A 26821-nucleotide genomic window follows, 5' to 3' on the forward strand; every position below is an offset into this window, starting at 1 on the left:
TTCGCACGATCAGCTGGCAGGAGCCGCTACCTTGGAATCGCAGACAATCGCTGAACGATACTCCGGCACAAGTCTGGATAGGAGCGCAATAGCTCCCGAACTATCCCCTTGGTCGAGGAGTGCATCCATCCTTGACAGCGATGCCGCAAGAGCATTCCACGGGATCATGACTTCGTTCGCGCGCCGAATGCGCTCATGAACCGTCGGTTCCGGACTGTCCCCGATTAGAAGCTCCTCGTACAATTTCTCGCCCGGTCGCAGGCCAACCTCGCAGATTTCGATATCGCCATCCGGGTTGGCTTCGTCGCGGACGGTCATTCCAGACAGGTTGATCATGCTCTTGGCAAGGTCGAGGATGCGCACCGGCTCTCCCATGTCGAGGACAAAGACTTCGCCCCCTTTCGCCATTGCGCCCGCCTGAATGACCAGCTGGGCCGCCTCGGGGATGGTCATGAAGTAGCGCGTCACGTCACGATGCGTCAGGGTAACGGGCCCCCCTTCGCTGATCTGTCGCTGGAAGCGGGGGACGACCGAGCCGCTCGAACCCAGGACATTCCCGAACCGCACCATCGTGAGTATCGTGCGCCCCCGTTTGTCCCCGTGCAGCTGCGCCCGTGCCTGCAGGATCAGTTCGCAGACCCGCTTCGACGCGCCCATCACATTGGTCGGGCGAACGGCCTTGTCGGTGCTGATCAGGACGAAATTCGCAACCCCCACCTCTTCCGCCGCCAGACAGGCGTTGAGGGTGCCGAAGATGTTATTGCGCAGGCCGGCAATAGGATTGCTTTCGACCAAAGGCACATGCTTGTATGCCGCCGCGTGAAATACCGTTTGGGGCCGGTGCCGCTCGAATATCCGCTGCACCGATGCGCGTATCCCGAGATCCCCCAGAACCGGCGTGATCGGTACCGGCACATCCAGCGCCGCCGCCGCGGCATCCAGCTCCGTGCCGATCGCATAGAGCGCATATTCCGAGCGTTCGAGCAGGATCAACTCCGCGGGCCGCGCGCGCAATATCTGGCGGCAGAGTTCGCTGCCGATCGATCCGCCCGCGCCGGTGACCATGACCCGCTTGCCCGCGATCGTCTTTCCGATCAGGAGCTCGTTCGGCCGCACCGGCTCGCGCCCCAGGAGATCGTCGATCGAAACATCGCGCAAGTCGCTGATCGAAACCTTGCCGTCGATCAGGTTGCCCATGCTGGGCAGAGAGCGCACCGCAACCGGATATTCCTGCAGTGCCTCGATAATGGCCTTGCGCCGCGAGCGGGTGGCGCTCGGAAGCGCGAGCAGGACTTCGTCGATCTGCCGGTCGTCCAGCAATGGCCCGAGCATCGTGGGCGGGTGAACGGTGATTCCGTCGAGCTGCTGCCCTGCAAGGCGTATGTCATCGTCGACAAATGCCTCGACCCGGACGTGCGGCTCGTGACGAAGCGAACTCGCCAGCTGCTGTCCCGCGCTGCCGGCACCGTATATGGCAACCACCCGACGCGGATTTTCGGCATGCCGGCTGTTGACGATGTCGATCACCGCGAACCGGATTGCCAGCCGGCTGATCGCCATCAGCGCGAGAAAGACGATCGGCTGGATCAGGGCAATGGTGCGCGGGATGCCGTCAAACCCGTTGGCCATGAACACGATTGTCATGGGCAGCGTGTATATGACCACTGTCATGCCCAGAGCGGCCATCGCCCGGCCGCCCGAGAAGCGCACGATCGAACGGTAGACACCCCGCCACAAGGCAATCGGGAACCATACTGCGATCGCCACGGCGGCGACCATCAGGATATTCGACTCTATCCGGTAGAACTCTCCTAACCTCAGCGAAAAGGCGACCCACACCGCAGCCGTGCAGAGCACAGCGTCAATCACGGCGACGATAACCTGACGCACGCGTCGCGGCAGCGCGCCCAGGCGGTCGAACAAGTCGACGATAGCATCGCCCCAGGACCGCTGGAGCGTCGATAGCCGCCGATCGATCAGGTCAGATAGCATTGGGATCCGTTCCAGCCGTTTGTCCAGTTCAGTGCACAGTCGACATGCACCAAGAGCGGCAGTCGTTTATCGAGTTAACATATGTCCTGCATGTGTCATGGCAGAGCCGGGCCATAGGCCTGGCGATAAACACTGCAAAGATATCGTGTGAACGACGCGACCAATCGTTGCTGGTGCGCGATTAAACGCCTGAAGAGCCGAACCATTCGCAAGTCTGATAGTGCGATGCGCTTTACTCGCAAGGCCACGCCTCCAACATTTGATGCCGCCTGTTGCCTTCCTGCAACTTGACCTCGCCTGACCCGGCTGCGACAGCGCGGATCATGCCTGCGTTCGTTTCGCGCGTCCCGTCGCCCTTTCGTTCCAGCCGATCTCTCGCCCCGCTTTATGCGAAAAGGCAAGGATTCTATCGATGAGCCACTCGGCCAGCCAGCGCAGACGAGCAAGCGAAGCGTCGAGCAAGCGTGGCATGCTGTCCGGGATCTTTTCGGCCGACGCGCGCTTGATCGTACTGGCCGCATTCCTGCTCCTGGTGTTTTTGACAGGCGGCAGCTCGCGCGCGGATATGCCCTCGCTGGCTGTCCTGCGCCCTGTCTCGATTCTGGTGCTGGGTTACGCCCTTTTGACCCTCTCGCGCGAACACCTGCTGACCAATCGCGCCGTTGCCCTTATCGCCGCGGCGGCCATGGCAATGGCGCTACTCCACCTCCTGCCGCTCCCGCCCGAGATCTGGCGCGCTCTGCCCGGCAGAGAGGGGATTGCGGCGATCGACAGCGCGCTCGGCTTCACAGACGCCTGGCGACCGCTCACGCTCGATCCGCAGGCCACTCGCAACGCTCTGATGGCGCTGGTTGTGCCGTGCGCCGTCTTCGCGCTGGCGATCCAGCTGACCGAGCGCGGCCGCGAGACGATGCTGACGGTGGTGCTCGCGCTCGGCGCGCTCACTGCGGTGTGGGCCGTGCTGCAACTCATGGGGAGTCCTCGCGGCCCGCTCTACCTGTATAGTCTCACGAATTACGGCGCCCCCGTCGGCCTGTTCGCCAACCGCAATCACCAGGCGGTGTTTCTCGCCAGCCTGATTCCGCTTGTCTTTTGCTGGGCACTCAGAGCCGAGGGCGCGTGGAGCGATATGCGCAGCGCCCGGGGGCGGCGCGGCGGCATCGCTATCGCCTGTACTCTCCTGTTCGTTCCGCTCGTTCTTATCGGCGGTTCTCGCGCCGGTTTGCTTGCACTGCTTCTGTCGATCTGCGCCACCGCTGCGATTGCCATGGCAATATCCGGCGGGGAGAGACGGAACGGCAAAGCGTCTCGCAACAGGGGATCGCGCAAGCGGAGCCGACATGGCCCAGCGCGGCGTTCCGCAATCGCGCGATTCGCACCCGCCCTGGCCGCTGTCGTCGTTGTCGCCGGCCTGGGGCTGTTGACCATCGGGATGGGACGCGATCGTGCGTTCGAGCGACTTGTCGGTTCGGACCCCATCGACGACCTGCGCGGCGATATTCTCCCCGTCGTGTGGGATATCGCGATCGCTCATTTCCCGTGGGGCACAGGTCTCGGTTCGTTCGACGACGTTTTCCGCAGTTTCGAACCCGATGCGTTGCTTACTCCCAGCTATATAAACCATGCGCACAACGACTTCGTTGAAATCTTCATGACCGGCGGGCTCCCCGGTCTCGCCATCCTGTTTGCTGCGCTGGCCGTCCTTGCGGCACGCGCATGGGCCGTGCTTCGCCGCGGGCGCCAAGGGATCCGCGAAGATGCCCTGCCCGCCGGAGCGCTGATCGCGTTGATCCTCCTTCTTATCGCGTCGCTCGTCGACTATCCCCTTCGCACACCCGCATTGGCCGGTTATGCAGTTCTGCTCGCACTTTGGGCTGGCAGAACAAGATCCGCGATAGATTGACCCGGGGAGAATTCGGTTGTTTGCGGCGACGAAAGGTCGATTCCGGTGGTAATTCCCGTTCAAAATGCGCACGCGCCTTGGCGCGGCGAGCGGCTGCTGCTCGGCAAAACCACCTTTTCGGCCCCCTCCGGGGCTTGTTTCTCCGATGCGCTCCAGTAAGGGCGAGGCCAAACCGACGGACTGGACGAAGATGATGTCATTTTTCAGGAATTTCCTGCTGGCGCTCGCCGGCGCCGGCCTGCTGGCCGGGTGCGCGACCGATCGCAGCGCCGGGATGGCCCCGGGCATCGAGTTGACCGACCTCACCAGCCTGCCCGCACCCGAAGGCGGCTATGTCACGCGGATCCGGCCGGGCGACCAGCTGGAGATCACGGTGGTGAATTCCGAGCTGCTGAGCGGCATGTACATTGTCGATGACAACGGCGAACTCGTATTCCCGCTGATCGGAGCAGTCGCCGTCGAAGGCGACTCCCCGACCCGGATCGGGGAGAAGATCGCCCGGCGTCTGTCGGGCCGCTACGTCCGCAACCCGGACGTGCGGGTCGTCCCCAGCGAGGATTCGCAGCCCACCGTTTCCATCGGGGGCGAAGTGGAAAAGCCAGGGGCCTATCCCGCGCGCCTGTCACGAACCCTGGCGCGAGCGATCAACAATGCCGGCGGCCTGTCCGAATTTGCCAAGTCGGAAGACGTTCTGGTGCTGCGTACGGTCGACGGACAGAACTATATCGGCGTATTCAACATCCAGGCTATCCAGCGCGGAAACTATCCCGATCCGCAGATATACGCCGACGACATCATTACCGTTGGCGATTCGCCGGCACGGCGGCGTCTGAGCCAGATCCTCCAGTTCATGCCGCTCCTTTCAACTACCGCGATCCTGATCGATCGCGTCGGACGCTGAGGGCACACGGCGATGGCAAATGCATTTCCTTACGACGCGGAACTGGAGCCGGTCGACGAGGGCGAGGAGAAGCCCGGGATCCTGGCGCTGGAGCGGTATTGGCGCCAGGCGGTCAATTCGCGGGTCTGGATCGCGGCCATTCTCGCCGCCGGTCTCGTTCTCGGCCTGCTGGTCACGTTGCTTTCGACGCCGCTGTATCAGAGCACCGCTGTGATCGAGATCAGCCGCGTATCCTCGAACGTGACCAATATCGACCAATCCGAAATCGAGGAACTCCAGGCCGACGAACAGTATTTTCAGACTCAGTACGAACTGCTGGGATCGCGCTTCCTGGCCGAAGCCGTGGTCGACGCCGGAAACCTGACCGCCTCGGAAGAGTTCCGCAACGCCTTCGCCGGCGACCCCGAGGTTCCGCTCGAACGGCGTGAGGCGGTCAAGATTCTGCTCGATAACGTCAGCATCCAGCCGGTCCGGATGTCGAACCTCGTCAACGTCAGTTTCTCCAGCCCGAGCCGCACGCTATCGGCCGATATCGCGAACCTGTGGGCGGAACAGTTTCTCGCCGCCAACTACGAGAAGCGCTTCGGGGCGAACATCGACGCCCGCCGTTATCTCCGCGACCAGATCGCCGAACTGCGCGAGCGACTGGCGCAGTCGGAAAAGGAACTCGTCGACTACGCAAACGCCAATCAGATCGTCATTATCGACGCGACCTCCGGCAGCAACGACGACAGCAGCAGCAGCACGGCCCGGTCGCTGATCGGCGACAGTCTTACCACGCTCAATGCCGCGCTGGCCCAGGCGACCGCCAAGCGGATCGCCGCGGAAAGCGCGCTGCGCGCTCGCTCGACCTCGCCCGAAACGCGAAACACTTCCAGTCAGCTCCGAAATGCGCTGGCTGCGGCCGAGGCCAAGCTTGCCAGCCTGCAGGCCAATTTCGGCCCCGACTATCCGGAAGTGCAGGCGGCACGGTCGGAAGTCGAGGCGATGCGCGAGGCCATCGCTTCGTCCCAGGGCCGCGATATTTCGGCGCTCGAGGCGGCCTATCGTCAGGCTCGCGGCGAGGAAGCCGCGCTGCAGGCGCAAGTGCAGGAGATTCAGGATCGTTTCCTCGCGCAGCAAGGCGGCGGGATTCAGTACGGCATCCTCAAGCGCGAAGTGGATACCAACCGGGAGCTTTACGACGCGCTTCTTCAACGATCGAAGGAGCTCGAGGCAGCCGGTGCCGGCAAGAACAACATGACGCTGATCCAGCCGGCAGTGCCCGAGGAAGAGCCCTATCGCCCCTCGCTGATCCTCAACCTGGCGCTCAGCCTTCTGGCTGCAGGAGCAGTGGCCGCGGCGTTCGTGTTCCTCCGCGAAACGATGGATCAGACGGTGCGCGATCCCAACGATGTGCAACGGCTGCTCGGGGTGCCCACCCTGGGGCTGATTCCCCGTGTGGACGAGGACGACATTCTCGAAGAGCTGCATCGACGCAGTTCGGAGCTGTCGGAAGCCTATATCGCGGTGCGGTCGAACATCTCGTTCCTGACACCGCACGGCGCGCCCAAATCGCTGATGCTGACCAGCACCCGCCCGAACGAAGGGAAGTCTCTGACGTCGGTCGCAATCTGTCGCAGCTTCGCCCAGCTGGGGAAACGAACCCTGCTGATCGATGCCGACTTGCGCAACACCGCGCTGGCCGACTTCCTCGGCAAGCAGGCGAACGCGGATACCGGCCTCAGCAGCCTGCTTGCGGGACGCGGCGAACCCCAGTCGCATGTTATTCCGATCGAGGAGCACGGCTTCGATCTGATCCCGAGCGGTGCCACTCCGCCCAATCCCGCCGATCTCCTGGCCAGCGATGCGTTGGAGCGTCTGATTCGCGAGTTCGAGCAATCATACGACTTCATTCTGGTCGACGGGCCGCCGGTTCTCGGTCTGGCCGACGCGCTGGAGATTTCCACCGCGGTCGAAGGGGCGGTTTATGTGATCGAATCCAACGACGTGAAGATCCGCGCGATTGACAACGCATTGCGCCGACTGCGGTCGGCCAATGCGAAGATCTACGGCGCAATCGTGACCAAGCTGGACGCTCGCAATTCGGCCTATGGATATGGCTACGGTTACGGCTATGGTTACGGTTATGGCGATCCCGGCCGCGCAGCGAATGCCACCGACAGCTGACACCCCGCGCATCTGGCGCATCGCGCTTGCGCTGCTGGTGTTCCCGGCGCTGGCGGTGCTATCCGCAGCGCAGACGCTGGCCATCGTCGGAGAATCCAGCAAGCCGGCGCAGGCGGCCGCAATCGCCCCCTGGGATGGATCGGTCAAAGCGCACCTGGCAAAGGGCGCCTATCAGGGGCAGCTCGCGGAAAACGCAGCGGCAGTTGTCCCGCCGGAACCGTGGATCGCAGCGCTCGCCCGCGAAGCTTATCGGCGCCAGCCGCTAACGCCCGAAGCACTCGCCGTGATCGGGTCTTCGTTACCCGAAGACGAGCGGGCCGAATTCTGGGATCTGGCCGCGGCGACCAGCCGGCGCGACACGCTGCTGCAGGGCCTGCTGCTCGATTTTCAGCTCAAGTCGGGGGATCTCAACCGATCGATTCGGACGTTGAACCAGATCCTTCTCGTAAGAGCCGACCAGCGCACGCCAGCGTTCGCCGCGCTGACTCAGGCTCTGCACGATCCACAGTCGGTCGACACTTTCGTCGATATCCTTGGATCGGATTCCGAATGGGGCGATGCCTTCCTGCTCGCCGCTTCCCGCGACAAGGAGAGCCTGGAAAACCTCGAACGCATCCGCGAGAGACTGCCCGACGATGTGGTCGAACCGCGTACCGATCGCGCGCTTATTCTGGCCTTCGCAAGGGCAAACCGGCTGCATATGGCCCACAGGCTCTATGCGCGGCTTGCAACCCCTGCGAACGGCGCTGCGCCGGGATGGCGTTCCGATATCCCGCCCTTCGACTGGCAATTCGCCGGAGAAGCGGGATTCCGCGCCCAGGTCGTTGCCGGGTCCGAACGGCTCGGGCTCACTATCGCGCGGGGCAAAGGCGGGGTCATCGCGAGCCGGATTCTCCCGGCGGACGGGGAGTTCTTGCGCATCCGCGGGAAGCACGATCTGAAGCCGCAGCAACAGGTGGAACGCCTGACGATCTCCGCATCGTGCGTCGATAACGGGGCCCTGCTGGGCGAATCATATTTCTCTGCCAGCGGTATCGCCCTCGACACGGCAGTTCCCGCGGATTGCGAATTCGTGGCCATCGTGCTTTCCGGCCGGGCCTGGTCGGATGGGGAGCGTGTCAGCGGCAGTATCGCCCCGCTGGCCATCGCGACAGACAGCTGACGGTTGCCTCTCGGGCGCGGTGCGAATACGCCGCCCGTGCAATCGAAAGGATCGTCGTGCGCAAAGTGCTTGTCACCGGCAGCGCCGGCTTTATCGGCTACCATCTGTCGCAGCTGCTGCTCGACGAAGGGTTTGCGGTCGTCGGCTACGACGGCATGACCGATTACTACGACGTGCGCCTCAAGGAACGGCGCCATCAGATGCTGCTGCAGAACCAGCATTTCAGCGCGACGGTGGGAATGCTGGAAGATTTCGAGGCCCTGCGCGCACTGGCCCTGGCCGAGCGCCCGGACGTCATCGTCCATCTCGCCGCCCAGGCGGGGGTGCGCTACAGCCTCGAGAACCCGCGCGCCTATGTCGAAGCGAACGTGGTCGGCACGTTCAACGTGATGGAATGCGCCCGCGAACTGGGCGTCGATCATCTGCTGATGGCCAGCACCAGTTCGGTCTACGGCGCGAACGAGGACATGCCCTTCGACGAGCGCGAGAAATGCGACACGCCGCTCACCCTCTACGCCGCGACGAAGAAGGCGAACGAGGCGATGGGCCACAGCTATGCGCACTTGTGGAATCTGCCGACCACGATGTTCCGCTTCTTCACCGTCTACGGGCCATGGGGGCGGCCCGACATGGCGCTGTTCAAGTTCACGCGGGGTATCCTCGAAGGCACGCCGATCGACATCTACAACGACGGCGAGATGTACCGCGATTTCACTTATGTCGCCGATCTGGTGCGCGGAATTCGCCTGCTGATCGACGCGGCTCCCGAACGGCCGGAAAGCCCCGACGACATCGCCCCGCACGACAGCCTTTCGCCGGCCGCACCGTTCCGCGTCGTGAACATCGGCAACAGCGACAAAGTGCGCCTGATGGACTTCGTCGAGGCGATCGAGGCCGAATGCGGCCGCGAGGCTGTGAAGAACTTCATGCCCATGCAGAAAGGCGACGTACCGGCCACCTGGGCCGATGCCACGCTGTTGCAGGACCTGACCGGCTATCGCCCGCAGACCGATGTCCGGGAAGGCATCCGCCGGTTCGTCGCCTGGTATCGCGAATATTACCAGATGTAGGGTGCGACGCGCGCGCGCCTGCTCTTCAGCCTTCCGGCTGCGGTGATTCGGTGGGTTCCGCCGGAGCGGGCTCCATAATCGGCTCGCCCGTCTCGCTCGGCAGGATCGCGGGGTTCTCCTCGCCCGGCAGGTCGGCATCGCGCTCGCGCTCCAGCCGCTCCATATATTCGCGCTCGATCTGCTCGACACGCTCCTGCTCGGCGGCGGCGGATTCGTCGATCGTGGAGAGCCGCTCGGCGCGCGCGGCGGCGATCAGTTCGCTGAAGCGGACGTCGGCCCCCGTGGCGCGTTCGCCATAGGCCTGCCGGATCAGTTGCTGGGTGCAGCCGGTAAAGCCCCCCGCGCCGGCCGTGGAGCACGACAGGGTTCCGAAGTCGCCGATCATCTCGAGCGATTCCACGCGCCGGGTCCAGGCGACATTCGCCGGATCGTCGCTGAAGCGCAGGGTTTCGGGAATGCGATAGCGCTCCGATTCGGGAAGCCGGGCCACGACGCAGATCTCGTTCTCGGGGCACTCGGGCGCTTCGTCCTCGCCATAGACGACCGACATCCGAACGTCGTCCGGCAGGTCCTGATCCTGGGCCTGAGCGAATGCGGTCGCGGGCGCGAGGGCAAACCCGGCAAGTGCCGTGGCGACGAAGAGCGATTTCATGACATTTCCCATCGTTGATCGGCGACCGTTGCGCCGGTTTTCGCGATTTCGGCGTGAACTCTATATGAAGCGCGCCGAGCGCGGAAGCGGTTCCTGCACAACCCGGCCATCCGGCGTCAGATGCGTTCGGCGAGCTTGATCGCAACCCGGCAGCCGAGGCGGATCGCGCCCGACAGCAGCGGATAGGCCGGCGCTTCCTCCGCGCCCGCAGCCAGCGCCGCGTCGCGGTGCTGGCGCTCGTCCTCGCGGAACTCCTCGATCATCGCGGACAGTTCCGGATCGGCCTCGCCCTCGGCCAGCCGATCCAGCTGCTGCGAATAGTGGCGGTCGATTTCCTCCTCCACCGCGGCCGTGCACGCCATCGCCGCCTCCGGCCCCAGCAGCGCGGTTCCGGCTCCGAGTGCGTAACCGGCAGCCGACCAGAAAGGCTGCAGCGCGGTCGGACGCACGCCGCGCCGCGCCATCAGCGCATCGAACCGCGCCCGGTGCCCCTGCTCCTGCTCCGCCATTTCGGCGATCTCCGCCGCATGCGGACCGCGATCGCCCATGACGTCGAGCTGGCCCTGATAGATCCGCGTCGCGCCGAACTCGCCCGCCTGGTCGACACGGATCATCCGCGCAATGTCGCGCTCGCGCATCATGCCTTCCGCCCCCGCGCCAGCAGCCACAGGATCGCAAGCCCGCCGGCAGCGGAAAACAGGAAGTTCCATCCTGCAAGCGAGATGCCGAAGAGGTCCCACGGTGCGTGGTCGCAGCGCACGACGGGGGCGTTCATGATCGCGTCCAGCGGGTCGCCGCTCCCCACCTGCGCCGCCGCGGCGCAGGCGGTAATGCCTTCCCACCAGCCATATTCGACCCCCGCATGGAACGCGCCGATTGCGCCGGAAACGAGGATGGCGAGCGCAGTGAGCGCGATCCAGACCCGGCGGGGCGGGGCCACGGTGGAAACAAGCGCCAGTGCCAGCGCCGCAAAATGGGGCCAGCGCTGCCACCAGCACATCTCGCACGGAAACAGGCCGAAACCGTATTGCGAGATATAGGCCCCGGCGAGCAGCAGTGCCGGCACCGCGAAGGCAAGGCGCTGCGCCAGCCGGACATGGGGCGTATCGGTCATCCCACCCGTCCCGCGCGCATCACTTGCGCTGCGCCAGCGCGCCGGGCGTCGTCCGGCGCAAGGTCTGCAGGGCATAGTGGAGCTGGTAGTCCTCGATACCCTGCTCCTCCAGCTCGGCCGCCGTCAATGTGAAACGCGGGTCCTCTCGCTGGTCGCGCTCCATTTCCTCGTCCTTGAGCGCGGCTTCGTTGACCAGGTGGCCGCGCAAGTCCGATTCGCGCATGACGAAGCGGGCGCGCTTCGCAAGGTCGGGGTCCGAAAGCTGCGGCACCGCGATATCGGGCTCGATCCCGCCTTCCTGCACCGAATGATCGTGCGGGGTGTAGTAGCGGGCCGTGGTGAGCTTGAGCGCAGCGCCGCGACCAAGCGGCAGGAGCGTCTGCACGCTGCCCTTGCCGAAACTGCGGTCGCCCATGATCAGCGCCCGCCGGTGATCCTGCAGCGCGCCCGCGACGATCTCGCTCGCCGAAGCCGAGCCGGCGTTGATGAGCACGATCATCGGCACGCCCTTGGCGATCTGGCCGCGATAGACCGATTCGGCATCGAAGACGTAGGTTTCGCCCTGCGCCCGGCCACGCTGCGAGACGATGCGGCCCTTCTCCAGGAAGAGGTCGGACAATGCGACCGCTTCGTCCAGCGCGCCGCCGGGGTTCGAACGCAAGTCGAGCACCAGGCCGTTGAGGCGCCCCCCTGCCTCGCGGTTGAGCGTTTCCCAGGCGGCGAATACGTCGGCCCCGACATCGCGCGAAAACTCGTTGACGAAGATGACCCCGATATTGCCTTCGGCAAGTTCGTGCGTGACCGGCTCGAGCTCGATCACGCCGCGCGTCACGGTAACGTCGAACGGCTCGTCCCGGCCGGGCCGGAAAACGGTCAGGCGAATGGAGGTTCCGGCGGGGCCGCGCATCCGGCTAACCGCCTCGTCCAGCTCGCCGCCGTAGATCAGGTCGCCATCGAGATGGGTGATATAGTCGCCGGCCTTCAGCCCCGCCTCCATCGCCGGGCTGCCGCGGAAGGGCGAGATGATCTTGACCGCCCCGTCGTCCATCTGGACCGACAGGCCGAGGCCGGAGTAGTTGCCGTCGATCATCGTTTCGAGCCGTTGCAGGTCGGACCCGTCGAGATAGGCGGAATGGGGATCGAGGCTTGCCAGCATGCCGTCGATCGCGCCGCGGATCAGCTTCTCGTCGTCGACCGGTTCGACATAGCTGGCCTTGATCCGTTCGTAAGTGGCGAACAGGCGCGCGAACTCGGGACCGGCACGACCGTCGATCTGCGCGATACCGGCAGTCGTCGCCGGGATCAGCGCGACCGCGGTGACCAGTGCTGCCGACCGGGCGAGAGCGGCAAATTTCATCGGCATTGAGACTCCTTGCAAGAACGCTTTTATCGCGCAGGGGGGCTGAACGCCAGATGAGGATTGCGCGAGGCGCACCGGCGCCGGCACGGCCCGCCGCCGAACCGACCTATGCCTTCACCTGACGTATTCCAGCGGATTGACCGGCCTACCGTTGCGCCGCAGCTCCAGCGTAACCACGGGCGCCTCGGTCGCGGCCACGCCCAGGGGGGCGCCGGGAACCAGCCCCTCGCCCACATCGACGTCGGTCCGCGCGAGGCCGGTGACCAGGCTGGTCCAGCCGCCCTCGTGCTCGATAATCACGATCCGGCCGTAGCCGCGATAGGGCCCGGCAAAAGCCACCCGCCCCCGGCCCGGGGCGACGACTTGCGCGCCCGGCCGGGGAGCCAGCGACAGGCCCGTGCTGACGATCCCGTCCGCGGACACCGCACCGAACCCCGAAACCGTCCGGCCGACGACGGGAAGCTGGAAATCCTCCGGCGGCGCGGTGGCTGCGGGAACGGGCGCGGCGGCGGTGTCGAACGCCACCTCGGAACTCTCCGGGCGCGGCGGACGTATGATCGGGCCGGGCAGGGCGGCCAGCTCGCGCCGCAGGTCGCTGGCGCTGTCGAGTTGGCCGACCAGACTATCGAGATCGCGGGCCTGTTCGGCCAGGGCAAGGGCGCGTTCCGTCTCGCGCGCCGCGATCCCGCTGGCCCGGCGCGATTCGAGCCGCTGACGGCTCTCGATCGCGGCCAGCCGGCGACGGCGCTCTTCCAGCGCGCCCTCGCTTTGCCGAAGGCTGGCGAGCGCCTGGCGCGCCTCCGCCTCGAGCCGCTGCCCACGCGCGATCTCGGCGCGCAGCGCGGCGGTGCGTTCGCGCACTGCGGGAATCGCCGTGTCGAGCATGGCCCGCAGATAGACCGTCTCGCGCAGCGATCCGGGGCGCAGCGCGGACAGCGCGAGCGGGCGGCGGGCAAACTTCTGCAAGGCGGCGGTCAGGCGCAGCAACGGTTCGCGCCGCTCGGCCAGGCGGGCGGCCAGCCGGCGCCGCTCGTCGTCGATCAGGGCGATGCGCGCTTCCGCTGCGGCGATGCCGGCTTCGGCCTGCTGGATACGGGCGGCGAGCGCGGCGCCTTCGCGCGCGGTCCTTTCCGCGGCTTCCGTCGCCGCCCGGGCTGCCTCTTCCAGCCGTGCGCCGCGCGTTTCCGCCTCGCGCGCCTCGCGCTGGGCGCGCTGGAGCGCGGCGCGGGCCTCTTCCGGGCCGGAGAGCGTTTCCAGACGCTGCGCCAGGGCATATCCGCCCAGCGTGGCGGCCAGGATTCCGACGATCGCGAAAGGCGTCGTTGCTGCGAACCGCGTCATCGCGCTATCCTGCCCGATGATAGGGGTGACCGGCAAGAATGGCGGTCGCGCGATAGAGTTGCTCCATCAGCATTGCCCGCGCCAGCAGGTGAGGCCAGGTGGCCTTGCCGAAGGCCAGCAGCAGGTCGGCTTCCGCACGCTCCTGCGGTGGATGGCCGTCGGCTGCGCCGAGGACGAACCGCGTCTCGCGCACGCCGTCGTCGCGCCAGCGACCGAGCAGCGCGGCAAAGTCTTCCGACGAAAGCTGCTTCCCGCGCTCGTCGAGCAGAACGGTGCGACCGGGCGTCTGGGTGGGCGCCACCCGTCCGCCGGTCTCGGGCAGCTCGGTGATCGTGCACGGCCAGGTCAGCCGCTTGCGGTAGCGCGCGACCAGTTCCGCCTCGGGCGAGCGAGCGATCTTGCCGCGCGCGATGACGTGCAGCAGCATCCTATCCTCTCCCCCGAAAAGGCGCCGTCGCCGGGCGCCGGCCGGTATCGTTCAGGCCGTGCCGGCGGCGACCGGCGGCGCGTCGCCGAAGGCCCACATGCGTTCGAGGTTGTAAAAGCTGCGCACTTCCGGGCGGAAGAGGTGGACCACGACGTCGCCGGCGTCGATCAGCACCCAGTCCGCCTGGGGCAGCCCTTCGAGCCGCACGGGCCCGTGGCCGTTCTGCTTGATGCGTTCGGCAAGCTTTTGGGCGATCGACGCCACCTGGCGGGTCGACCGCCCTGAGGCGACGATCATGTGGTCGGCCATGCTCGACTTGCCCGCAAGCGGGATCGAAACGAGATCGAGGGCCTGATCCTCCTCCAGCTGATCGATGACCAGGGCGTGAAGCGAACCCGGTTCGGCCTCGATCGCGGACGAACCATGGGCGTTCTGCGGGGACGAATCCTGATTGGACAGGGAAGATTGCGCCGGCGTCATAGGCGGTCGTTGCGCTCCTGCTGGTTGCAAAGGGATAAGTGGGCCGAGGCGGGCGAGCGCATCATGGCGCCTGCACACGCTCCTGAACCGGGATGGCCTGAACCGGGATGGGTCGTATCGGCCGGAATGTTAGCTGGTCGCGCGGCGGAACCTGCGAAAAGCGATCGGCCCAGTCGGGATCGGCACGGCGGATGGCCGTGGCCGATCGGGGATCCGGATCGAAACGCAACGTCACCAGGCTCGGCGCACTCCATTCGCCCCTGTTCCTGAATGCCGCCGCGCCGACACGATGCGGGCGCAGCCATGCCATCGCGGGGCTGGCGAGGGCAGGGCCATCATAGCCCGGCCGGGCAACGACCGCAATCGGCAAGGCACGCGCTATATCGCGCCAATCCCTCCACTGGTGGAACTGCGCCAGATTGTCCGATCCCATCAGCCAGACGAAGCGATGGCGCGGATAGCGTGCGATCAGCGCGCGCAAACTGTCGATCGTATAGCGGGTGCCCAGATCGCGCTCGATCGCGGTCACGCGGATCGGCGCGCCGCGCGCCATTTGCAGCGCCGATTTCACCCGCGCCCCCAGAGGCGCCATGCCGGCCCTGGGCTTGAGCGGATTGCCCGGCGAAACCAGCCACCAGATCTCGTCCAGCCCCAGCGCCTCGCGGGCGAACAGCGAAATTCGGCGATGTCCGCCGTGGGCGGGATTGAAGCTGCCGCCCAGCAGCCCGATCCGGCGCGCGAAAGTCAGGACCGGCCTCGTACCGTGGTGAACATTCCTGGCGCCTAGCAGCCGGAGCGGCTCTTGTCAGTCGGGGATGTCGGTCGACGATTCGAACCGCGCTGCAGGGCGGGCGCAAACACCTTCTGCCGCGATTCGTTCCGGCGGACACGGTTAAATTTTGTAAGGCGGCAACGCTTCACCCCGCCCAGCTTTCGATTCGACCCCTTTGCCAGAGTCGCGATTCGACCCCTCGCGATTCGCGTGTTAGCCGCCCTCCACGCATAAAACGACGGCAAGAGCGGGGTCGGTTTCGAGTGTTCAATTCTACCGTCGGCGATTGGATGGGGCGCCTGCGGACCTGGTTCCCGGATCGCGAATTCTTCATGCGGTCGCAGGGTCAGGTGCGTTTCATCAAGATTTCTTCGCGCGTGCAGATGACCGCGGCCGGCATCGCCGTCGTCGCCCTTCTTGTCTGGGCGCTGAGCATGGCGATCATGGGCTGGACCCAGTATCGCGCCCAGGCCGAACGGCTTTCGCTGCTCGAACGCGAAGCGAAGATCGCGACATCCGAAGAGCGGTTCGAGGCCTATGGCGCCGATCTGAACGCCGTCGCCAGGGAACTGGAACAGCGCCAGACCGTGCTCGAAGAAATGGCAGAGATGCTGCCCGACGATATCAGCACCGCGGCAAAAGTCAGCGATTCGCGCGGCGAAGCGGCGGAGACCGTGGAGAAAGTCAGCGCCGTTTTCCCGCAGGCGCGCGCCTTGGCCGAGATCGAGGCCCGCCAGCTTGCCCTGGTCGAGAAGATGACGCGTTTCGCCGACCACCGGGCCGAGCGGGCGGCGGCGGCCATGCGCAAGCTGGGGCTCGATCCCACGAAAATGCTCCGCTCCGCTCCGCGTGAGGCGATGGGCGGTCCGCTGGAACTGCTCTCGACCGGTTCCGACGGCAAGCCCGACCCGCGGTTCGAGCGCCTCGGCCTCAGCCTCGCCCGGATGGCCGCGCTGGAACAGGGGCTCGACGGCATTCCGCAGTTTCAGCCGGCGAGCATAAAATTCATTTCATCGGGCTTCGGCTATCGGCGCGACCCCTTCACCGGGCGCAGCGCGATGCACAAGGGGCTGGATTTTCGCGGGCCCAGGGGAGCGCCGATCTACGCCGCCGCCGATGGTCGCGTGACGTTTGTCGGCCGCAAGTCGGGATACGGCAACGTGGTCGAGATCGATCACGGCAACGGGCTGACCACACGCTATGCCCATATGTCGAAGTTTTCGGCCCGTGTCGGGCAGGAAGTCGATGCCGGGCACGTGATCGGCGCAATCGGCAGCACCGGCCGCTCGACCGGCCCGCATCTGCATTTCGAAGTTCGCATCAACGGCCGCGCCGTCAATCCGCGGCCCTTCCTGGAGAATGCTCCCAATGTTCTCAAAGAAGTCCGAACCCTCTCCAACGGGAGCCGTACCCATGGCTAGGCAGTCCTCCCCTCCGGGTTCGACTTTCTCGGTGATCGGATCCGACGTCACGATCAAGGGCGATGTTCGCGCATCCACGGAGCTGCACGTCGATGGACGGATCGAAGGCGATGTCGCCTGCGATTCGCTGGTCCAGGGCGAATCGAGCGTGATCGAAGGGGCGGTAAGCGCCGAATCCGCGCGGCTGGCCGGCACAGTGAGCGGGTCGATCACCGTGCGCCATCTCGTCGTCCTCAAGTCCGCGCGGATCGAGGGCGATGTCCACTACGACGCGCTGACGATCGAACAGGGCGCGCAAGTCGAAGGCCGCTTTGCGCATCGCCTTCCCGAATCGCACGCCGGCGACCGCGCCTTGCCGGCCAGCGCGGCTGCGGCCGAGGACGGCGAACCGAAGCTCACCCTGGCACAGTAGCGCCCGCGGATTTCGGACGAGCGGCGAAGACGCCACGGCCCCTGCGGAAGAGCGCCGCTCAGCCTTCGGCGAGGACTTCGATCCTCAACGCCTTGCGGTCGAGCTTGCCGATCATCGTTCGCGGCAGCTCGTCGCGGATCACCACGGCCGAAACCCGCTCGTGCTTGCCGACCCGCGCGTTGAGCCAGGCCTGCAACGCAGTCGCGTCCGTCTCCGAACCGTCCTGCAAGGTCACGTAAGCGCGCGGCGTTTCGCCCAGATAGTCGTCGGGCACCCCGATGACGAGCGCTTCCTTGATCGCGGGATGTTCCAGCAGGACGGCCTCGACCTGGCTCGGGAAGACCTTGAACCCGCCGACGGCGATCATGTCCTTGATCCGGTCGACAATGGCGATGAAGGCATCTTCGTCGATCTCGGCCACGTCGCCGGTCCGCAACCAGCGCGTTCCGTCGATCTCGGCGAAGGCGGATGCCGCGGCGTCGGGCCGGTTCCAGTAACCCTGCATGACTTGCGGCCCCGCGATCGCCAGTTCGCCCGGCTCGCCTTCGGGGGCGAGGCGTGTCGGGTCCTCCTTGTCCAGCAGGATGATCCGGGTCTGCGGTATGACTTGCCCGATCGTGCCCGGTTTGCGCAGGCCGGTATAGGGATTGGTCGATACGACGCCGGCGCTTTCGGTCAGGCCGTAGCCTTCGACGAGCCGCGCGCCGGTCGTCGCCTCGAACTTGTCGCGGACGGGCGCGGGCAGAGGCGCCCCGCCGGAGATCGCCACCTTGAGCGAGGAAAAATCCGTGGGCGCGATGTCGGGATGATCGAGCAGGGCCTGGAACATCGTCGGCACGCCGGGAAACGCCGTGGCCCGCGTGCGCGCGATGGTCTTGAGCACCTGTTTCGCATCGAACCGGGGAACCATGGCAATGCACCCGCCCTTCGCCACCGTGCGGTTGAGCACGCAGGTGTTGGCGAAGACATGGAACAGCGGCAGAGCGCCCATGATGACATCGGGCTCGTCGTCGTCGAACGGATCGATGGCGTCCACTTGCAGCGCGTTGATCGCCAGGTTGGCATGCGTGAGCATTGCCCCCTTGGGCCGCCCCGTAGTGCCGCCGGTATACTGCAACAGCGCGAGATCGGCGGGCGCGATCGGAACGGCGGCCGGCGGGTCGGTCGCTGCCGTCACGGCCGCCCATTCGCGCACGTCCTGCCGGTTCGGAATGGTCGCAATGCTCTTGCGCCCCAACAGCTTCAGCGCGATGCGCTTGGGCCACGGCAGCATCGCCCCGAGCCGGCCGACGACGAGCGTCTGCAGCGGCGATGCCCGAAGCACTTCCAGCGCCGTCGGCAGCAAGCTGGCCGCGTCGATCGTGACCAGCAGGCGTGTGCCCGAATCCTCGACCTGCTGGGCCAGTTCGTCGACCGTATAGAGCGGCGAGAAGTTGACCACGACCGCGCCCGCCATCATCGCGCCGTAGTAGGCCGAGATGTAGATCGGGACATTGGGCAGAAACAGCCCGACCCGGTCGCCGCGCGCCACCCCCATCGCCTGAAGCCCGGCAGCAAAGCGCCGCGCTTCGTCGTAAAGCTCGCGATAGGAGAAAGTACGCCCGAGGAAATCGACCAGCGGCGCGGCGGGACAACGGTCCGCCGTGCGCGCGAACAGGTCGGGCAGCGTTACCGCCTCGAACGGCGTGTCCCAGGGGGCAGCGTGCTGATAAGTCGCCTTACTGACATCCATGTCAACATGGATGCGTCATACGGCTGCAGAGAGCAAGGATTTTCTGCCGGCAAGTGCCGCGCGACCGGGTGGCGTCAGCCCGGCTCGTCGCCGCCTTCGGCCTCGGCAGCGCGTTTTGCCTCCAGCCATGCCGCAGCCTCCGCCTCCTGCGCGGCCTCGGCAGCGGCTTTCTCGTTCGCCTCGCGCTCGGCACGCAGTTCGGCGATCAGCTTCTCCCGGTCGGTGCCCGAATCGGCGACGACCGGGGCTTCCTCCTCGATCCCGGCTTTCTTCGCCGCCTTGGCAACGACCGCATCGAGTTCGCGCTGGGAACACAGGCCCAGCGTAACGGGGTCCTTCGGCTGGATGTTCTGGATGTTCCAGTGGCTGCGCTCGCGAATCGCGGTGATCGTGTTGCGGGTCGTGCCGATCAGCTTCGAGATCTGCGCGTCGGAGATTTCCGGGTGGTTGCGCAGGATCCAGGCGATCCCGTCCGGCTTGTCCTGCCGTTTCGAAACCGGGGTGTAGCGCGGCCCCTTGGTCCGGGTAACCTCGACCGGCGCCTTGTGCATCTTCAGCGCATAATCCGGGTCGGCCTGCCCGCGCTCGATTTCTTCCTGCGTCAGCTCGCCCGCGTGAACCGGATCGCGGCCGGTATATTTGCTGCCCGCGAGATCGTCCGCCATCGCCTGCACTTCGAGTATGTGCAGGCCGCAGAACTGGGCGATCTGCGAGAAGCTGAGCGATGTGTTGTCGACCAGCCAGGTGGCGGTGGCGTGCGGCATCAGCGGGGTGGGTTGGGGCATGGCGAAACTGTCCTGAAAATATAAGGGCCGCCCCTCGCGGAGCGGCCGTAGCGTGTTCGATTTAGGCGATGCGCCCCGCAAGGGCAAGCGTTTAGGCCCCGCCTGCCGGGATCAGGCCATCGCAGGCTCGGGATCGAGCGCCACGAGGCCCGCCAGGAACTGGTCGGTCGCCGCGTCCCACGAATAGCGCGCGCCCAGGGCGGCGCAGTCCGCCCTCTCGCTGAACAGCGCCCCGGCGATCGCGCGGTCGAGGTCTTCCGACAGGGCGCCCACTTTGTCGGTGACGATATCGACCGGTCCCGCCACCGGATAGGCGGCCACCGGCGTGCCGCAGGCCAATGCCTCGATCATCACCAGGCCGAACGTGTCGGTGCGGCTGGGGAACACGAAAACGTCGGCATGGGCATAGCATCCCGCCAGCTCGGCCCCGCTGCGTCGGCCGATGAAATGCGCATCGGGGAAACGGTCGCGCAGCCCGGCGAGCGCAGGGCCGTCGCCGACAACGACTTTGCTGCCCGGATAGCGGCCGCCCAGAAAGGCCTCGATATTCTTCTCCACGGCGACTCTGCCGACGTAGAGCTGAATGGGACGCGGAAGATCGGCAAATTCGGGCGGCGCCGGGGCCTGCGGATTGAAACAGGCAAGGTCGACCCCGCGGCTCCAGGCGTGAAGCCGGCCAAGGCCCCGCCTGCGCAGTTCCTCCCTGACGCTTTCCGTCGCGACGAGAATGCGCCGCGCCGGGGCGTGAAACCATCGGATATAGCGCCAGAACAGCCCGGGCGGCAGCCCGGTGCGCCGGGCGACGTAGTCTGGGAACTGGGTGTGATAGGCGGTGGTGAAAGGGACACCGCGCGCCATGCAATGGCGCCGCGCCGCGACCCCCAGCGGCCCTTCGGTGGCGATGTGAATGGCATCGGGCGCAATCGCGGCCAGCCGCCGCCCGACGGCACCCGGCGGCGCCATCGCCAGCCGGATATCGGGATATGTCGGGCAGGGAACCGATCGGAACAGGTCGGGCGAGATCACCTCCACCGCATGGCCGCGCCGTTCGAGAATCGCGCAGGTGGTGGTCAGCGTTCGCACCACCCCGTTCATCTGGGGCCGCCAGGCATCGGTGACGATCGCGATGCGCTGGGGGAAGGGCTGCCGGTTTCGCGTTTCGTCCGGGAAACCGGCCATTCGGTTCATGCCGCCGCCTTCTCGCCGACGGGCCGGACCGCGACACGCGGTTCGCGGCGGGCCATCTCTTCGGGCCAGTGGAGCAGTTCCATGCGTCCGTCGAAATGTTCGACCAGCGCATTGCAACCTTCGACCCAGTCGCCGTCGTTGTAATACTCGATCCCGTCGAACTCGCGGATTTCGGCCGTGTGGATATGGCCGCACACCACCCCGTCCACTCCGCGCTCGCCGGCCGCGCGGGCGACGACCTCCTCGTACTTGGAAATGAACTCGACCGCGTTCTTGACCTTGTGCTTGGCCATCTTCGACAGCGACCAGTACGGCAGCCCGAGCATCCGCCGGATACCGTTCACGTACCGGTTCAGCTCCATCATCACGTGGTAGAGCGCGTCCCCGACGAACGCGAGCCAGCGGTGCGCGAGCATGATCGTGTCGAACTCGTCGCCGTGGAGCACCATGAGGCGGCGGCCGTCGGCGGTTTCGTGGAAGGCGGCGCGGCGAATCTCCACCCCGCCGAAGTTCATGCCCGAAAACGGCCGCAGCATCTCGTCGTGGTTGCCGGGGATGTAGACGATCCGCGTGCCGCGCTTCGCCCGCTTGAGGATGCGCCAGACGACATCGTTGTGCTCGGCCGGCCAGTAGAACTTCTTCTTGAGGCGCCACCCGTCGATAATGTCGCCGACCAGATACATCGTTTCGCTGTCGGTGCTGTCGAGGAAATCGATCAGCATCTCGGCGTTGCAGCCCTTGGTCCCCAGGTGGATATCGCTGATCCAGATCGTGCGGTAACGGCGGCGCTTCCCCTCCTCGGGCTCGGGAATGGCGCTGCGCATCGGCGGGAAGCTGGCGACGCTCGCCAGTTCGGCCAGTTCTGCGGGAAGGTCTTTTCCGAGCCTGTCGCTCATCGTCGCAACCCCGTCTCGCTAAAGCATTTTTACGGAGCTGCCATGGCAGACGAATGTTACAGTCGATTCACGGTTCGGTGACCGTTCGGCGTAAGCGTGACCGTTTCGCGTCAGGCGGCGAAGCGCTATCCGCCGGCCACTTCGAGCACGATCTTGCCGATATGGTCGCCCGCTTCCATCCGTGCATGGGCGGCAGCGGCCTCGGCCAGCGGGAAGCTGCGATCCATCACCGGGCGCAGGGTGCGATCCTCGAACAGCGGCCAGGCGTTCTTCTCGATCTCTGCCGCCAGCAGCGTCTTGAACGCATCGGACCGCGGGCGCAGCGTCGACCCGGTGAGCGTGTAGCGACGGCTCATCACCACGGCCATGTTCACTTCGGCCTTCATCCCGCCCAGGACCGCGATCGAGACGTGACGGCCGTCTTCGGCCAGGCACTTGAGATTGCGGGGGACATAGTCGCCCGAGACCATGTCCAGCACGACCTCGACCCCCTTGCCGCCGGTGAAAGTCTTCACTTCCTCGACGAAGTCCTGCTCGCGGTAGTTGATCGCCAGATCCGCCCCCAGCTCGCGCGCCGCCGCGCACTTCGCGTCGTCGCCGCAGGTCACGATGACCCGCAGGCCGAACGCCTTGCCCAGCATCGTCGCCATCGTCCCGATACCGCTGGTGCCGCCGTGGACCAGCAGCGTCTCGCCTTCGCTGGCCCAGCCGCGTTCGAAGACGTTGTGCCAGACGGTAAATAGCGTTTCGGGAATCGCCGCGGCTTCGGCCAGCGGCATCGCCTCGGGCACCGGCAGGCAATGGCCGATATGCGCAAGACAGTATTCGGCATAGCCGCCCCCGGCCACGAGCGCGCAGTAGCGCTCGCCGATATAGTCCTCCAATACGCCCGGGCCGACCGCGGCGACGGTTCCCGCCACTTCCAGCCCAGGAATCGGCGATGCACCGGGCGGGGGCGGATAGAGCCCCTGGCGCTGCGCCACGTCGGGCCGGTTCACCCCGGCCCAGGCGACGCGGAGCAGGACCTGCCCTTCCCCCGGTTCGGGCACTGCCATCCGCTCCGGTCGCAGCACCTCGGGCCCACCGGGCGCCTCGAAACCGATCGCAATCATTTCATCGGGCACTTGCGCCGCCATTGGCAATTCCCCCATGACCCCCTGTGGCCAAGCCGTCACGCAAACGCACCTAACGCGCTGCCCCATTGACAGCAAGCGCAGCGAATTGCGAGATTGGAGGCAATGGAAGAGGACGACCGTCCGCGCCCGCGGGGCGACGCTGCGAGCAAGCTCGCCGGCGAGGACCTTTCGCCTTATTCGCGCGACGAACTGGGGGAGCGAATCGCCCTGCTCGAGGCCGAGATCGCCCGGGTGGAAAAGCACCGCCGCTCGGTCGACGCGCATCGCGATGCCGCCGACGCGCTGTTTCGAAAGCCCGCCCGGTGACAGGCGCCATTCGCATTTCGCGACGGTCGCCCCATATGGATACGACCAGCCACGCCGGCCCCCGTTTGCCCCCTGGACGGAACCGGCATTCCGCCACGAAAGATCGATAGATGCCCAGTTTCGCCCCGAACCTCGAAAAAACATTGCACGCCGCGCTGGAGAACGCCGGCGAGCGCCGGCACGAATACGCCACGCTGGAGCATCTTCTGCTCGCGCTGGTGGACGACGAGGACGCGGCGCAGGTCATGGCCGCGTGCGGCGTCGATCTGGACGAACTGGGCGAAGCGGTGCGCCAGTATCTCGATCAGGAATACCAGTCGCTGAAGACCGAGGACGACGGCGATCCGCAACCGACCGCGGGTTTCCAGCGGGTTATCCAGCGCGCGATTCTCCACGTCCAGTCGAGCGGCAAGGATACCGTGACGGGCGCGAACGTGCTCGTCGCGCTGTTTTCCGAACGCGACAGCTACGCGGTCTATTTCCTCCAGCAGCAGGATATGAGCCGGCTCGATGCGGTCAGCTTCATCAGCCACGGTATCGGCAAGGGCGGCAAGCAGCTCGAAAGCCGGTCGCCGCAGGGCGCCGACGAAGCGGGCAAGACCGACGAGAAAGCCGACAACAAGAAGGAAACGGCGCTCGACCAGTTTACGGTCAACCTCAACGCCAAGGCCCAGGCGGGCAAAGTCGATCCGCTGATCGGGCGCGGGCCGGAAGTCGACCGCACGATCCAGATCCTCTGCCGCCGGTCGAAGAACAATCCGCTCTATGTCGGCGACCCGGGCGTCGGCAAGACCGCGATTGCCGAAGGCCTGGCGCGCAAGATCATCGAAGGCGAGGTGCCCGAAGTTCTCACCGACGCGGTGATCTATTCGCTCGACATGGGCGCCCTGCTCGCGGGCACGCGCTATCGCGGCGATTTCGAGGAACGCCTGAAGCAGGTCGTCAGCGAGCTGGAAGGCATGCCCGATGCCATTCTCTTCATCGACGAGATTCACACCGTGATCGGCGCCGGCGCGACCAGCGGCGGGGCGATGGATGCCAGCAATTTGCTGAAACCCGCGCTGTCCAGCGGCGCGATCCGCTGCATCGGATCGACCACCTACAAGGAATTCCGCAACCATTTCGAGAAGGACCGCGCCCTGCTGCGCCGGTTCCAGAAGATCGACGTCAACGAGCCGACGATCGAGGATACGATCAAGATCCTGCGCGGCCTCAGGACCGCGTTCGAAACGCACCACAACGTCAAGTACACGCCCGACGCGCTCAAGACGGCGGTCGAGCTGTCGGCGCGCTACATCAACGATCGCAAGCTGCCCGACAAGGCGATCGACGTGATCGACGAAGTCGGCGCGATGCAGATGCTGGTGCCGCCCAGCCGCCGCAAGAAGAAGATCACCGCGCGCGAGATCGAGGCCGTGATCGCGACGATGGCGCGGATTCCGCCCAAGACGGTGTCGAGCGACGACAAGAAGGCGCTGGAGAACCTCGAGCGCGACCTGAAACATGTCGTGTTCGGCCAGGACGAGGCGATCGAGCGGCTTTCCACCGCGATGAAGCTCAGCCGGGCCGGCCTGCGCGATCCCGACAAGCCGATCGGCAGCTTCCTGTTCACCGGCCCCACCGGCGTCGGCAAGACCGAAGTCGCGCGCCAGCTCGCCAGCGTGATGGGGATCGAGTTGAAGCGCTTCGACATGTCCGAGTACATGGAGCGCCATTCGGTCAGCCGGCTGATCGGCGCGCCTCCGGGCTATGTCGGTTACGACCAGGGCGGCCTGCTGACCGACGCGGTGGACCAGAACCCGCATTGCGTGCTCCTGCTCGACGAGATCGAGAAGGCCCACCCGGACCTGTTCAACATCCTGCTCCAGGTGATGGATAATGGCCGACTGACCGATCATCACGGAAAGACGGTCGATTTCCGCAATGTCGTACTGATCATGACGACCAATGCCGGCGCCGCCGACATGGCGCGCCAGGGCATCGGCTTCGGCGACGTGAGCAAGGAAGACGCGGGCGAGGAAGCGGTGAAGAAGATGTTCACCCCCGAATTCCGCAACCGCCTCGATGCCATCGTCCCGTTCGGCTATCTCGGCAAGGGCACGGTTGCCCGCGTGGTCGACAAGTTCATCCTGCAGCTCGAACTGCAGCTGGCCGAACAGAACGTGCATATCCAGTTCGACAAGGATGCGCGCGAATGGCTGGCGAACAAGGGATACGACCGCCTGTACGGCGCCCGCCCGATGGGCCGCCTGATCCAGGAGAAGATCAAGCAGCCGCTGGCCGAAGAGCTGCTGTTCGGCAAACTCGCCGACGGGGGCGAAGTCCACGTCAGCGTCAAGGGCGGCAAGCCGGCGTTCGAGCTGACACCGGCGCCGCCCAAGGCGCGGCCCAAGCGCAAGGCGGCGAAGAAACCGGCCGCGAAGAAGGGCGAGGCCGACAAGGCGCCGGACGCCAGCGAGGGCGCCGGGGGCGACAAGGGCGAATAGCGCGGACGGAGGGTGTCGCTGCGCCCTCCGCCGTCCTCGCCCGCGGGGGCGACGCAGGCCTTTCCCGACCGGCCGGCGGAACCGCAGCGCACCGCCGCCATTTTTCACCGTATGGCACGCGATTTCGCATGGATCCGGCCCGAGCCGCACGGCATCCATGTCGTTCCCGCCGATTGCTGGATCGATCCCTCGCAGGCGGTCGATCATGCGCTGGTGACCCACGGCCATGCCGACCATGCGCGCGGCGGGCACGGGCGGACTGTGGCCACGCCCGAAACGCTGGCGATCATGAAGTTGCGCTACGCAACTTCGCACGGGGCGGTTCCAGTCGCATACGGGGAAACGATCCGTCTGCCCGGCGGCGTGGACGCGACCTACATCCCCGCCGGTCATGTGCTCGGCAGCGCGCAGATCCTGCTCGAACACGCGGGCGAGCGGGTGGTGATAACCGGCGACTACAAGCGCGTGTCCGACCCGACCTGCCCCCCGTTCGAGGTCACGCCCTGCGATATTTTCATCACCGAGGCGACATTCGGCCTGCCCGTCTTCTGCCATCCGCCGATCGCAGCCGAGATCGGCAAGCTGCTCGACCGCCTCGCCGCCCATCCGGATCGCTGCGTGCTCGTCGGCGCCTATGCCCTGGGCAAGGCCCAGCGCGTGATCGCCGAGCTGCGCGCGGCCGGGCACCGCGATCCGATCTATCTCCACGGCGCGATGGAGAAGATGTGCCGCCTCTATGAGGATTTCGGCGTCGATCTGGGTGAGCTGCGCCTGGTGAGCGATGCGAGGAAGGAGGACATGCGCGGGCACGTCGTCGTCTGCCCGCCGTCCGCGCTCAACGACCGCTGGAGCCGCCGCCTGCCCGACCCGATCGCCGCCATGGCGTCAGGCTGGATGCGCGTGCGCCAGCGCGCCCGCCAGCGGAACGTCGAACTGCCGCTGGTCATCTCCGATCATGCCGACTGGGGCGAACTGACGCGAACGGTGGAGGACGTCGACCCACACGAGACCTGGATCACCCACGGGCGGGAGGAAGCCCTGCTGCGCTGGCACCAGCTGCACCAGCGGCGCGCACGCGCGCTCGCGCTGGTCGGTTACGAGGACGAGGACGACTAG

The 26821-nt window shown here is 66.1% G+C and carries 24 protein-coding genes; 10 read left to right on the plus strand and 14 right to left on the minus strand.

Annotated elements, in window-relative coordinates; genetic code table 11:
- Positions 1-9 precede the first annotated feature (9 nt).
- Positions 10-1992: a nucleoside-diphosphate sugar epimerase/dehydratase gene (locus V5F89_RS02900; RefSeq protein WP_338446761.1), complete on the minus strand. Its 1983-nt coding sequence runs from the start codon at positions 1990-1992 to the stop codon at positions 10-12.
- Between the two features lie 412 nt (positions 1993-2404).
- Between V5F89_RS02900 and V5F89_RS02905 the strand changes: the two genes are divergently transcribed.
- From V5F89_RS02905 to V5F89_RS02925, 5 genes are all read left to right on the plus strand, one after another.
- Entirely contained in the window at positions 2405-3895 is a 1491-nt protein-coding gene (locus V5F89_RS02905) for an O-antigen ligase family protein (protein ID WP_338446762.1), read from the plus strand.
- A 190-nt stretch (positions 3896-4085) separates the two neighbouring features.
- Positions 4086-4796 carry a polysaccharide biosynthesis/export family protein gene (locus V5F89_RS02910; RefSeq protein WP_338446763.1) on the plus strand — a complete coding sequence of 237 codons (711 nt, stop codon included), beginning with the start codon at positions 4086-4088 and terminating at the stop codon, positions 4794-4796.
- A gap of 12 nt (positions 4797-4808) precedes the next feature.
- Entirely contained in the window at positions 4809-6965 is a 2157-nt protein-coding gene (locus V5F89_RS02915; protein ID WP_338446764.1) for a GumC family protein, read from the plus strand.
- Entirely contained in the window at positions 6949-8127 is a 1179-nt protein-coding gene (locus V5F89_RS02920; RefSeq protein ID WP_338446765.1) for a hypothetical protein, read from the plus strand. The genes V5F89_RS02915 and V5F89_RS02920 overlap by 17 nt, the downstream gene beginning before the upstream one ends.
- A gap of 56 nt (positions 8128-8183) precedes the next feature.
- Positions 8184-9197, plus strand: coding sequence for an NAD-dependent epimerase/dehydratase family protein (locus tag V5F89_RS02925; protein ID WP_338446766.1), 1014 nt, complete (start codon positions 8184-8186; stop codon positions 9195-9197).
- Positions 9198-9222: 25 nt separating this feature from the next.
- On the opposite strand, the gene V5F89_RS02930 is transcribed toward V5F89_RS02925, so the two are convergent.
- From V5F89_RS02930 to V5F89_RS02965, 8 genes are all read right to left on the minus strand, one after another.
- Entirely contained in the window at positions 9223-9849 is a 627-nt protein-coding gene (locus V5F89_RS02930; RefSeq protein WP_338446767.1) for a hypothetical protein, read from the minus strand.
- A 116-nt stretch (positions 9850-9965) separates the two neighbouring features.
- The gene (locus tag V5F89_RS02935) at positions 9966-10487 is read right to left on the minus strand and encodes a demethoxyubiquinone hydroxylase family protein (protein WP_338447496.1); all 522 of its coding nucleotides are present in this window, start codon (positions 10485-10487) and stop codon (positions 9966-9968) included.
- Complete coding sequence (locus V5F89_RS02940; RefSeq protein WP_338446768.1) at positions 10487-10963, minus strand: disulfide bond formation protein B; 477 nt, start codon at positions 10961-10963, stop codon at positions 10487-10489. Before V5F89_RS02940 ends, V5F89_RS02935 begins: the two co-directional genes overlap by 1 nt.
- A 19-nt stretch (positions 10964-10982) precedes the next feature.
- Complete coding sequence (locus V5F89_RS02945; protein WP_338446769.1) at positions 10983-12320, minus strand: S41 family peptidase; 1338 nt, start codon at positions 12318-12320, stop codon at positions 10983-10985.
- 117 nt (positions 12321-12437) lie between these two features.
- Positions 12438-13664: a murein hydrolase activator EnvC family protein gene (locus V5F89_RS02950; protein ID WP_338446770.1), complete on the minus strand. Its 1227-nt coding sequence runs from the start codon at positions 13662-13664 to the stop codon at positions 12438-12440.
- 4 nt (positions 13665-13668) lie between these two features.
- Positions 13669-14091 (minus strand): 23S rRNA (pseudouridine(1915)-N(3))-methyltransferase RlmH, encoded by a 423-nt coding sequence (locus V5F89_RS02955; RefSeq protein ID WP_338446771.1) that lies wholly within the window; start codon positions 14089-14091, stop codon positions 13669-13671.
- A gap of 51 nt (positions 14092-14142) precedes the next feature.
- Positions 14143-14571, minus strand: coding sequence for a ribosome silencing factor (rsfS, locus tag V5F89_RS02960; RefSeq protein ID WP_338446772.1), 429 nt, complete (start codon positions 14569-14571; stop codon positions 14143-14145).
- A 61-nt stretch (positions 14572-14632) separates the two neighbouring features.
- Complete coding sequence (locus tag V5F89_RS02965) at positions 14633-15319, minus strand: nicotinate-nucleotide adenylyltransferase (protein ID WP_338447497.1); 687 nt, start codon at positions 15317-15319, stop codon at positions 14633-14635.
- A 356-nt stretch (positions 15320-15675) separates the two neighbouring features.
- On the opposite strand from V5F89_RS02965, the gene V5F89_RS02970 reads away from it, so the two are divergent.
- Entirely contained in the window at positions 15676-16764 is a 1089-nt protein-coding gene (locus tag V5F89_RS02970; RefSeq protein ID WP_338447498.1) for a M23 family metallopeptidase, read from the plus strand.
- Positions 16757-17176, plus strand: a complete 420-nt coding sequence (locus tag V5F89_RS02975) for a polymer-forming cytoskeletal protein (protein WP_338446773.1) — start codon at positions 16757-16759, stop codon at positions 17174-17176. Before V5F89_RS02970 ends, V5F89_RS02975 begins: the two co-directional genes overlap by 8 nt.
- Positions 17177-17234: 58 nt before the next feature.
- On the opposite strand, the gene V5F89_RS02980 is transcribed toward V5F89_RS02975, so the two are convergent.
- The 5 genes from V5F89_RS02980 to V5F89_RS03000 all read right to left on the minus strand — a co-directional run bounded on the left by V5F89_RS02980 (position 17235) and on the right by V5F89_RS03000 (position 22913).
- Complete coding sequence (locus V5F89_RS02980; protein WP_338446774.1) at positions 17235-18908, minus strand: long-chain fatty acid--CoA ligase; 1674 nt, start codon at positions 18906-18908, stop codon at positions 17235-17237.
- 74 nt (positions 18909-18982) lie between these two features.
- A complete protein-coding gene (locus tag V5F89_RS02985; RefSeq protein WP_338446775.1) occupies positions 18983-19693 on the minus strand; it encodes a DUF1013 domain-containing protein in 711 nt (236 codons plus the stop codon).
- A 111-nt stretch (positions 19694-19804) separates the two neighbouring features.
- Entirely contained in the window at positions 19805-20881 is a 1077-nt protein-coding gene (locus tag V5F89_RS02990) for a glycosyltransferase family 1 protein (RefSeq protein ID WP_338446776.1), read from the minus strand.
- Positions 20878-21705: a UDP-2,3-diacylglucosamine diphosphatase gene (locus V5F89_RS02995; RefSeq protein WP_338447499.1), complete on the minus strand. Its 828-nt coding sequence runs from the start codon at positions 21703-21705 to the stop codon at positions 20878-20880. Before V5F89_RS02995 ends, V5F89_RS02990 begins: the two co-directional genes overlap by 4 nt.
- Before the next feature lie 197 nt (positions 21706-21902).
- Positions 21903-22913 carry an NAD(P)H-quinone oxidoreductase gene (locus V5F89_RS03000; protein WP_338446777.1) on the minus strand — a complete coding sequence of 337 codons (1011 nt, stop codon included), beginning with the start codon at positions 22911-22913 and terminating at the stop codon, positions 21903-21905.
- A 102-nt stretch (positions 22914-23015) separates the two neighbouring features.
- On the opposite strand from V5F89_RS03000, the gene V5F89_RS03005 reads away from it, so the two are divergent.
- The 3 genes from V5F89_RS03005 (at position 23016) to V5F89_RS03015 (ending at position 26821) form a co-directional block, all read left to right on the plus strand.
- Positions 23016-23219 carry a DUF1192 domain-containing protein gene (locus tag V5F89_RS03005; protein WP_338446778.1) on the plus strand — a complete coding sequence of 68 codons (204 nt, stop codon included), beginning with the start codon at positions 23016-23018 and terminating at the stop codon, positions 23217-23219.
- A 110-nt stretch (positions 23220-23329) separates the two neighbouring features.
- Positions 23330-25705: an ATP-dependent Clp protease ATP-binding subunit ClpA gene (gene clpA / locus V5F89_RS03010; protein ID WP_338446779.1), complete on the plus strand. Its 2376-nt coding sequence runs from the start codon at positions 23330-23332 to the stop codon at positions 25703-25705.
- Between the two features lie 111 nt (positions 25706-25816).
- A complete protein-coding gene (locus V5F89_RS03015; protein ID WP_338446780.1) occupies positions 25817-26821 on the plus strand; it encodes a ligase-associated DNA damage response exonuclease in 1005 nt (334 codons plus the stop codon).

Origin of the sequence: Pelagerythrobacter marensis (genome assembly GCF_036700095.1) — a bacterium.
GTDB classification, from domain to species: domain Bacteria; phylum Pseudomonadota; class Alphaproteobacteria; order Sphingomonadales; family Sphingomonadaceae; genus Pelagerythrobacter; species Pelagerythrobacter marensis_A.

Excerpts from the sequence above, each read along its gene's own strand:
- V5F89_RS02920 (WP_338446765.1), top strand. The coding sequence starts at position 6,949 with ATGCCACCGACAGCTGACACCCCGCGCATCTGGCGCATCGCGCTTGCG.
- V5F89_RS02980 (WP_338446774.1), bottom strand. The coding sequence starts at position 18,908 with ATGGATGTCAGTAAGGCGACTTATCAGCACGCTGCCCCCTGGGACACG.
- V5F89_RS02950 (WP_338446770.1), bottom strand. The coding sequence starts at position 13,664 with ATGACGCGGTTCGCAGCAACGACGCCTTTCGCGATCGTCGGAATCCTG.
- V5F89_RS03005 (WP_338446778.1), top strand. The coding sequence starts at position 23,016 with ATGGAAGAGGACGACCGTCCGCGCCCGCGGGGCGACGCTGCGAGCAAG.
- V5F89_RS02995 (WP_338447499.1), bottom strand. The coding sequence starts at position 21,705 with ATGCGCAGCGCCATTCCCGAGCCCGAGGAGGGGAAGCGCCGCCGTTAC.
- V5F89_RS02935 (WP_338447496.1), bottom strand. The coding sequence starts at position 10,487 with ATGCGCGAGCGCGACATTGCGCGGATGATCCGTGTCGACCAGGCGGGC.
- V5F89_RS02930 (WP_338446767.1), bottom strand. The coding sequence starts at position 9,849 with ATGAAATCGCTCTTCGTCGCCACGGCACTTGCCGGGTTTGCCCTCGCG.
- V5F89_RS02900 (WP_338446761.1), bottom strand. The coding sequence starts at position 1,992 with ATGCTATCTGACCTGATCGATCGGCGGCTATCGACGCTCCAGCGGTCC.
- V5F89_RS03015 (WP_338446780.1), top strand. The coding sequence starts at position 25,817 with ATGGCACGCGATTTCGCATGGATCCGGCCCGAGCCGCACGGCATCCAT.
- V5F89_RS03000 (WP_338446777.1), bottom strand. The coding sequence starts at position 22,913 with ATGGCGGCGCAAGTGCCCGATGAAATGATTGCGATCGGTTTCGAGGCG.
- V5F89_RS02975 (WP_338446773.1), top strand. The coding sequence starts at position 16,757 with ATGGCTAGGCAGTCCTCCCCTCCGGGTTCGACTTTCTCGGTGATCGGA.
- V5F89_RS02940 (WP_338446768.1), bottom strand. The coding sequence starts at position 10,963 with ATGACCGATACGCCCCATGTCCGGCTGGCGCAGCGCCTTGCCTTCGCG.
- V5F89_RS02945 (WP_338446769.1), bottom strand. The coding sequence starts at position 12,320 with ATGAAATTTGCCGCTCTCGCCCGGTCGGCAGCACTGGTCACCGCGGTC.
- V5F89_RS02905 (WP_338446762.1), top strand. The coding sequence starts at position 2,405 with ATGAGCCACTCGGCCAGCCAGCGCAGACGAGCAAGCGAAGCGTCGAGC.
- V5F89_RS02955 (WP_338446771.1), bottom strand. The coding sequence starts at position 14,091 with ATGCTGCTGCACGTCATCGCGCGCGGCAAGATCGCTCGCTCGCCCGAG.
- V5F89_RS02915 (WP_338446764.1), top strand. The coding sequence starts at position 4,809 with ATGGCAAATGCATTTCCTTACGACGCGGAACTGGAGCCGGTCGACGAG.
- V5F89_RS02985 (WP_338446775.1), bottom strand. The coding sequence starts at position 19,693 with ATGCCCCAACCCACCCCGCTGATGCCGCACGCCACCGCCACCTGGCTG.
- rsfS (WP_338446772.1), bottom strand. The coding sequence starts at position 14,571 with ATGACGCCGGCGCAATCTTCCCTGTCCAATCAGGATTCGTCCCCGCAG.
- V5F89_RS02970 (WP_338447498.1), top strand. The coding sequence starts at position 15,676 with ATGCGGTCGCAGGGTCAGGTGCGTTTCATCAAGATTTCTTCGCGCGTG.
- clpA (WP_338446779.1), top strand. The coding sequence starts at position 23,330 with ATGCCCAGTTTCGCCCCGAACCTCGAAAAAACATTGCACGCCGCGCTG.
- V5F89_RS02910 (WP_338446763.1), top strand. The coding sequence starts at position 4,086 with ATGATGTCATTTTTCAGGAATTTCCTGCTGGCGCTCGCCGGCGCCGGC.
- V5F89_RS02990 (WP_338446776.1), bottom strand. The coding sequence starts at position 20,881 with ATGAACCGAATGGCCGGTTTCCCGGACGAAACGCGAAACCGGCAGCCC.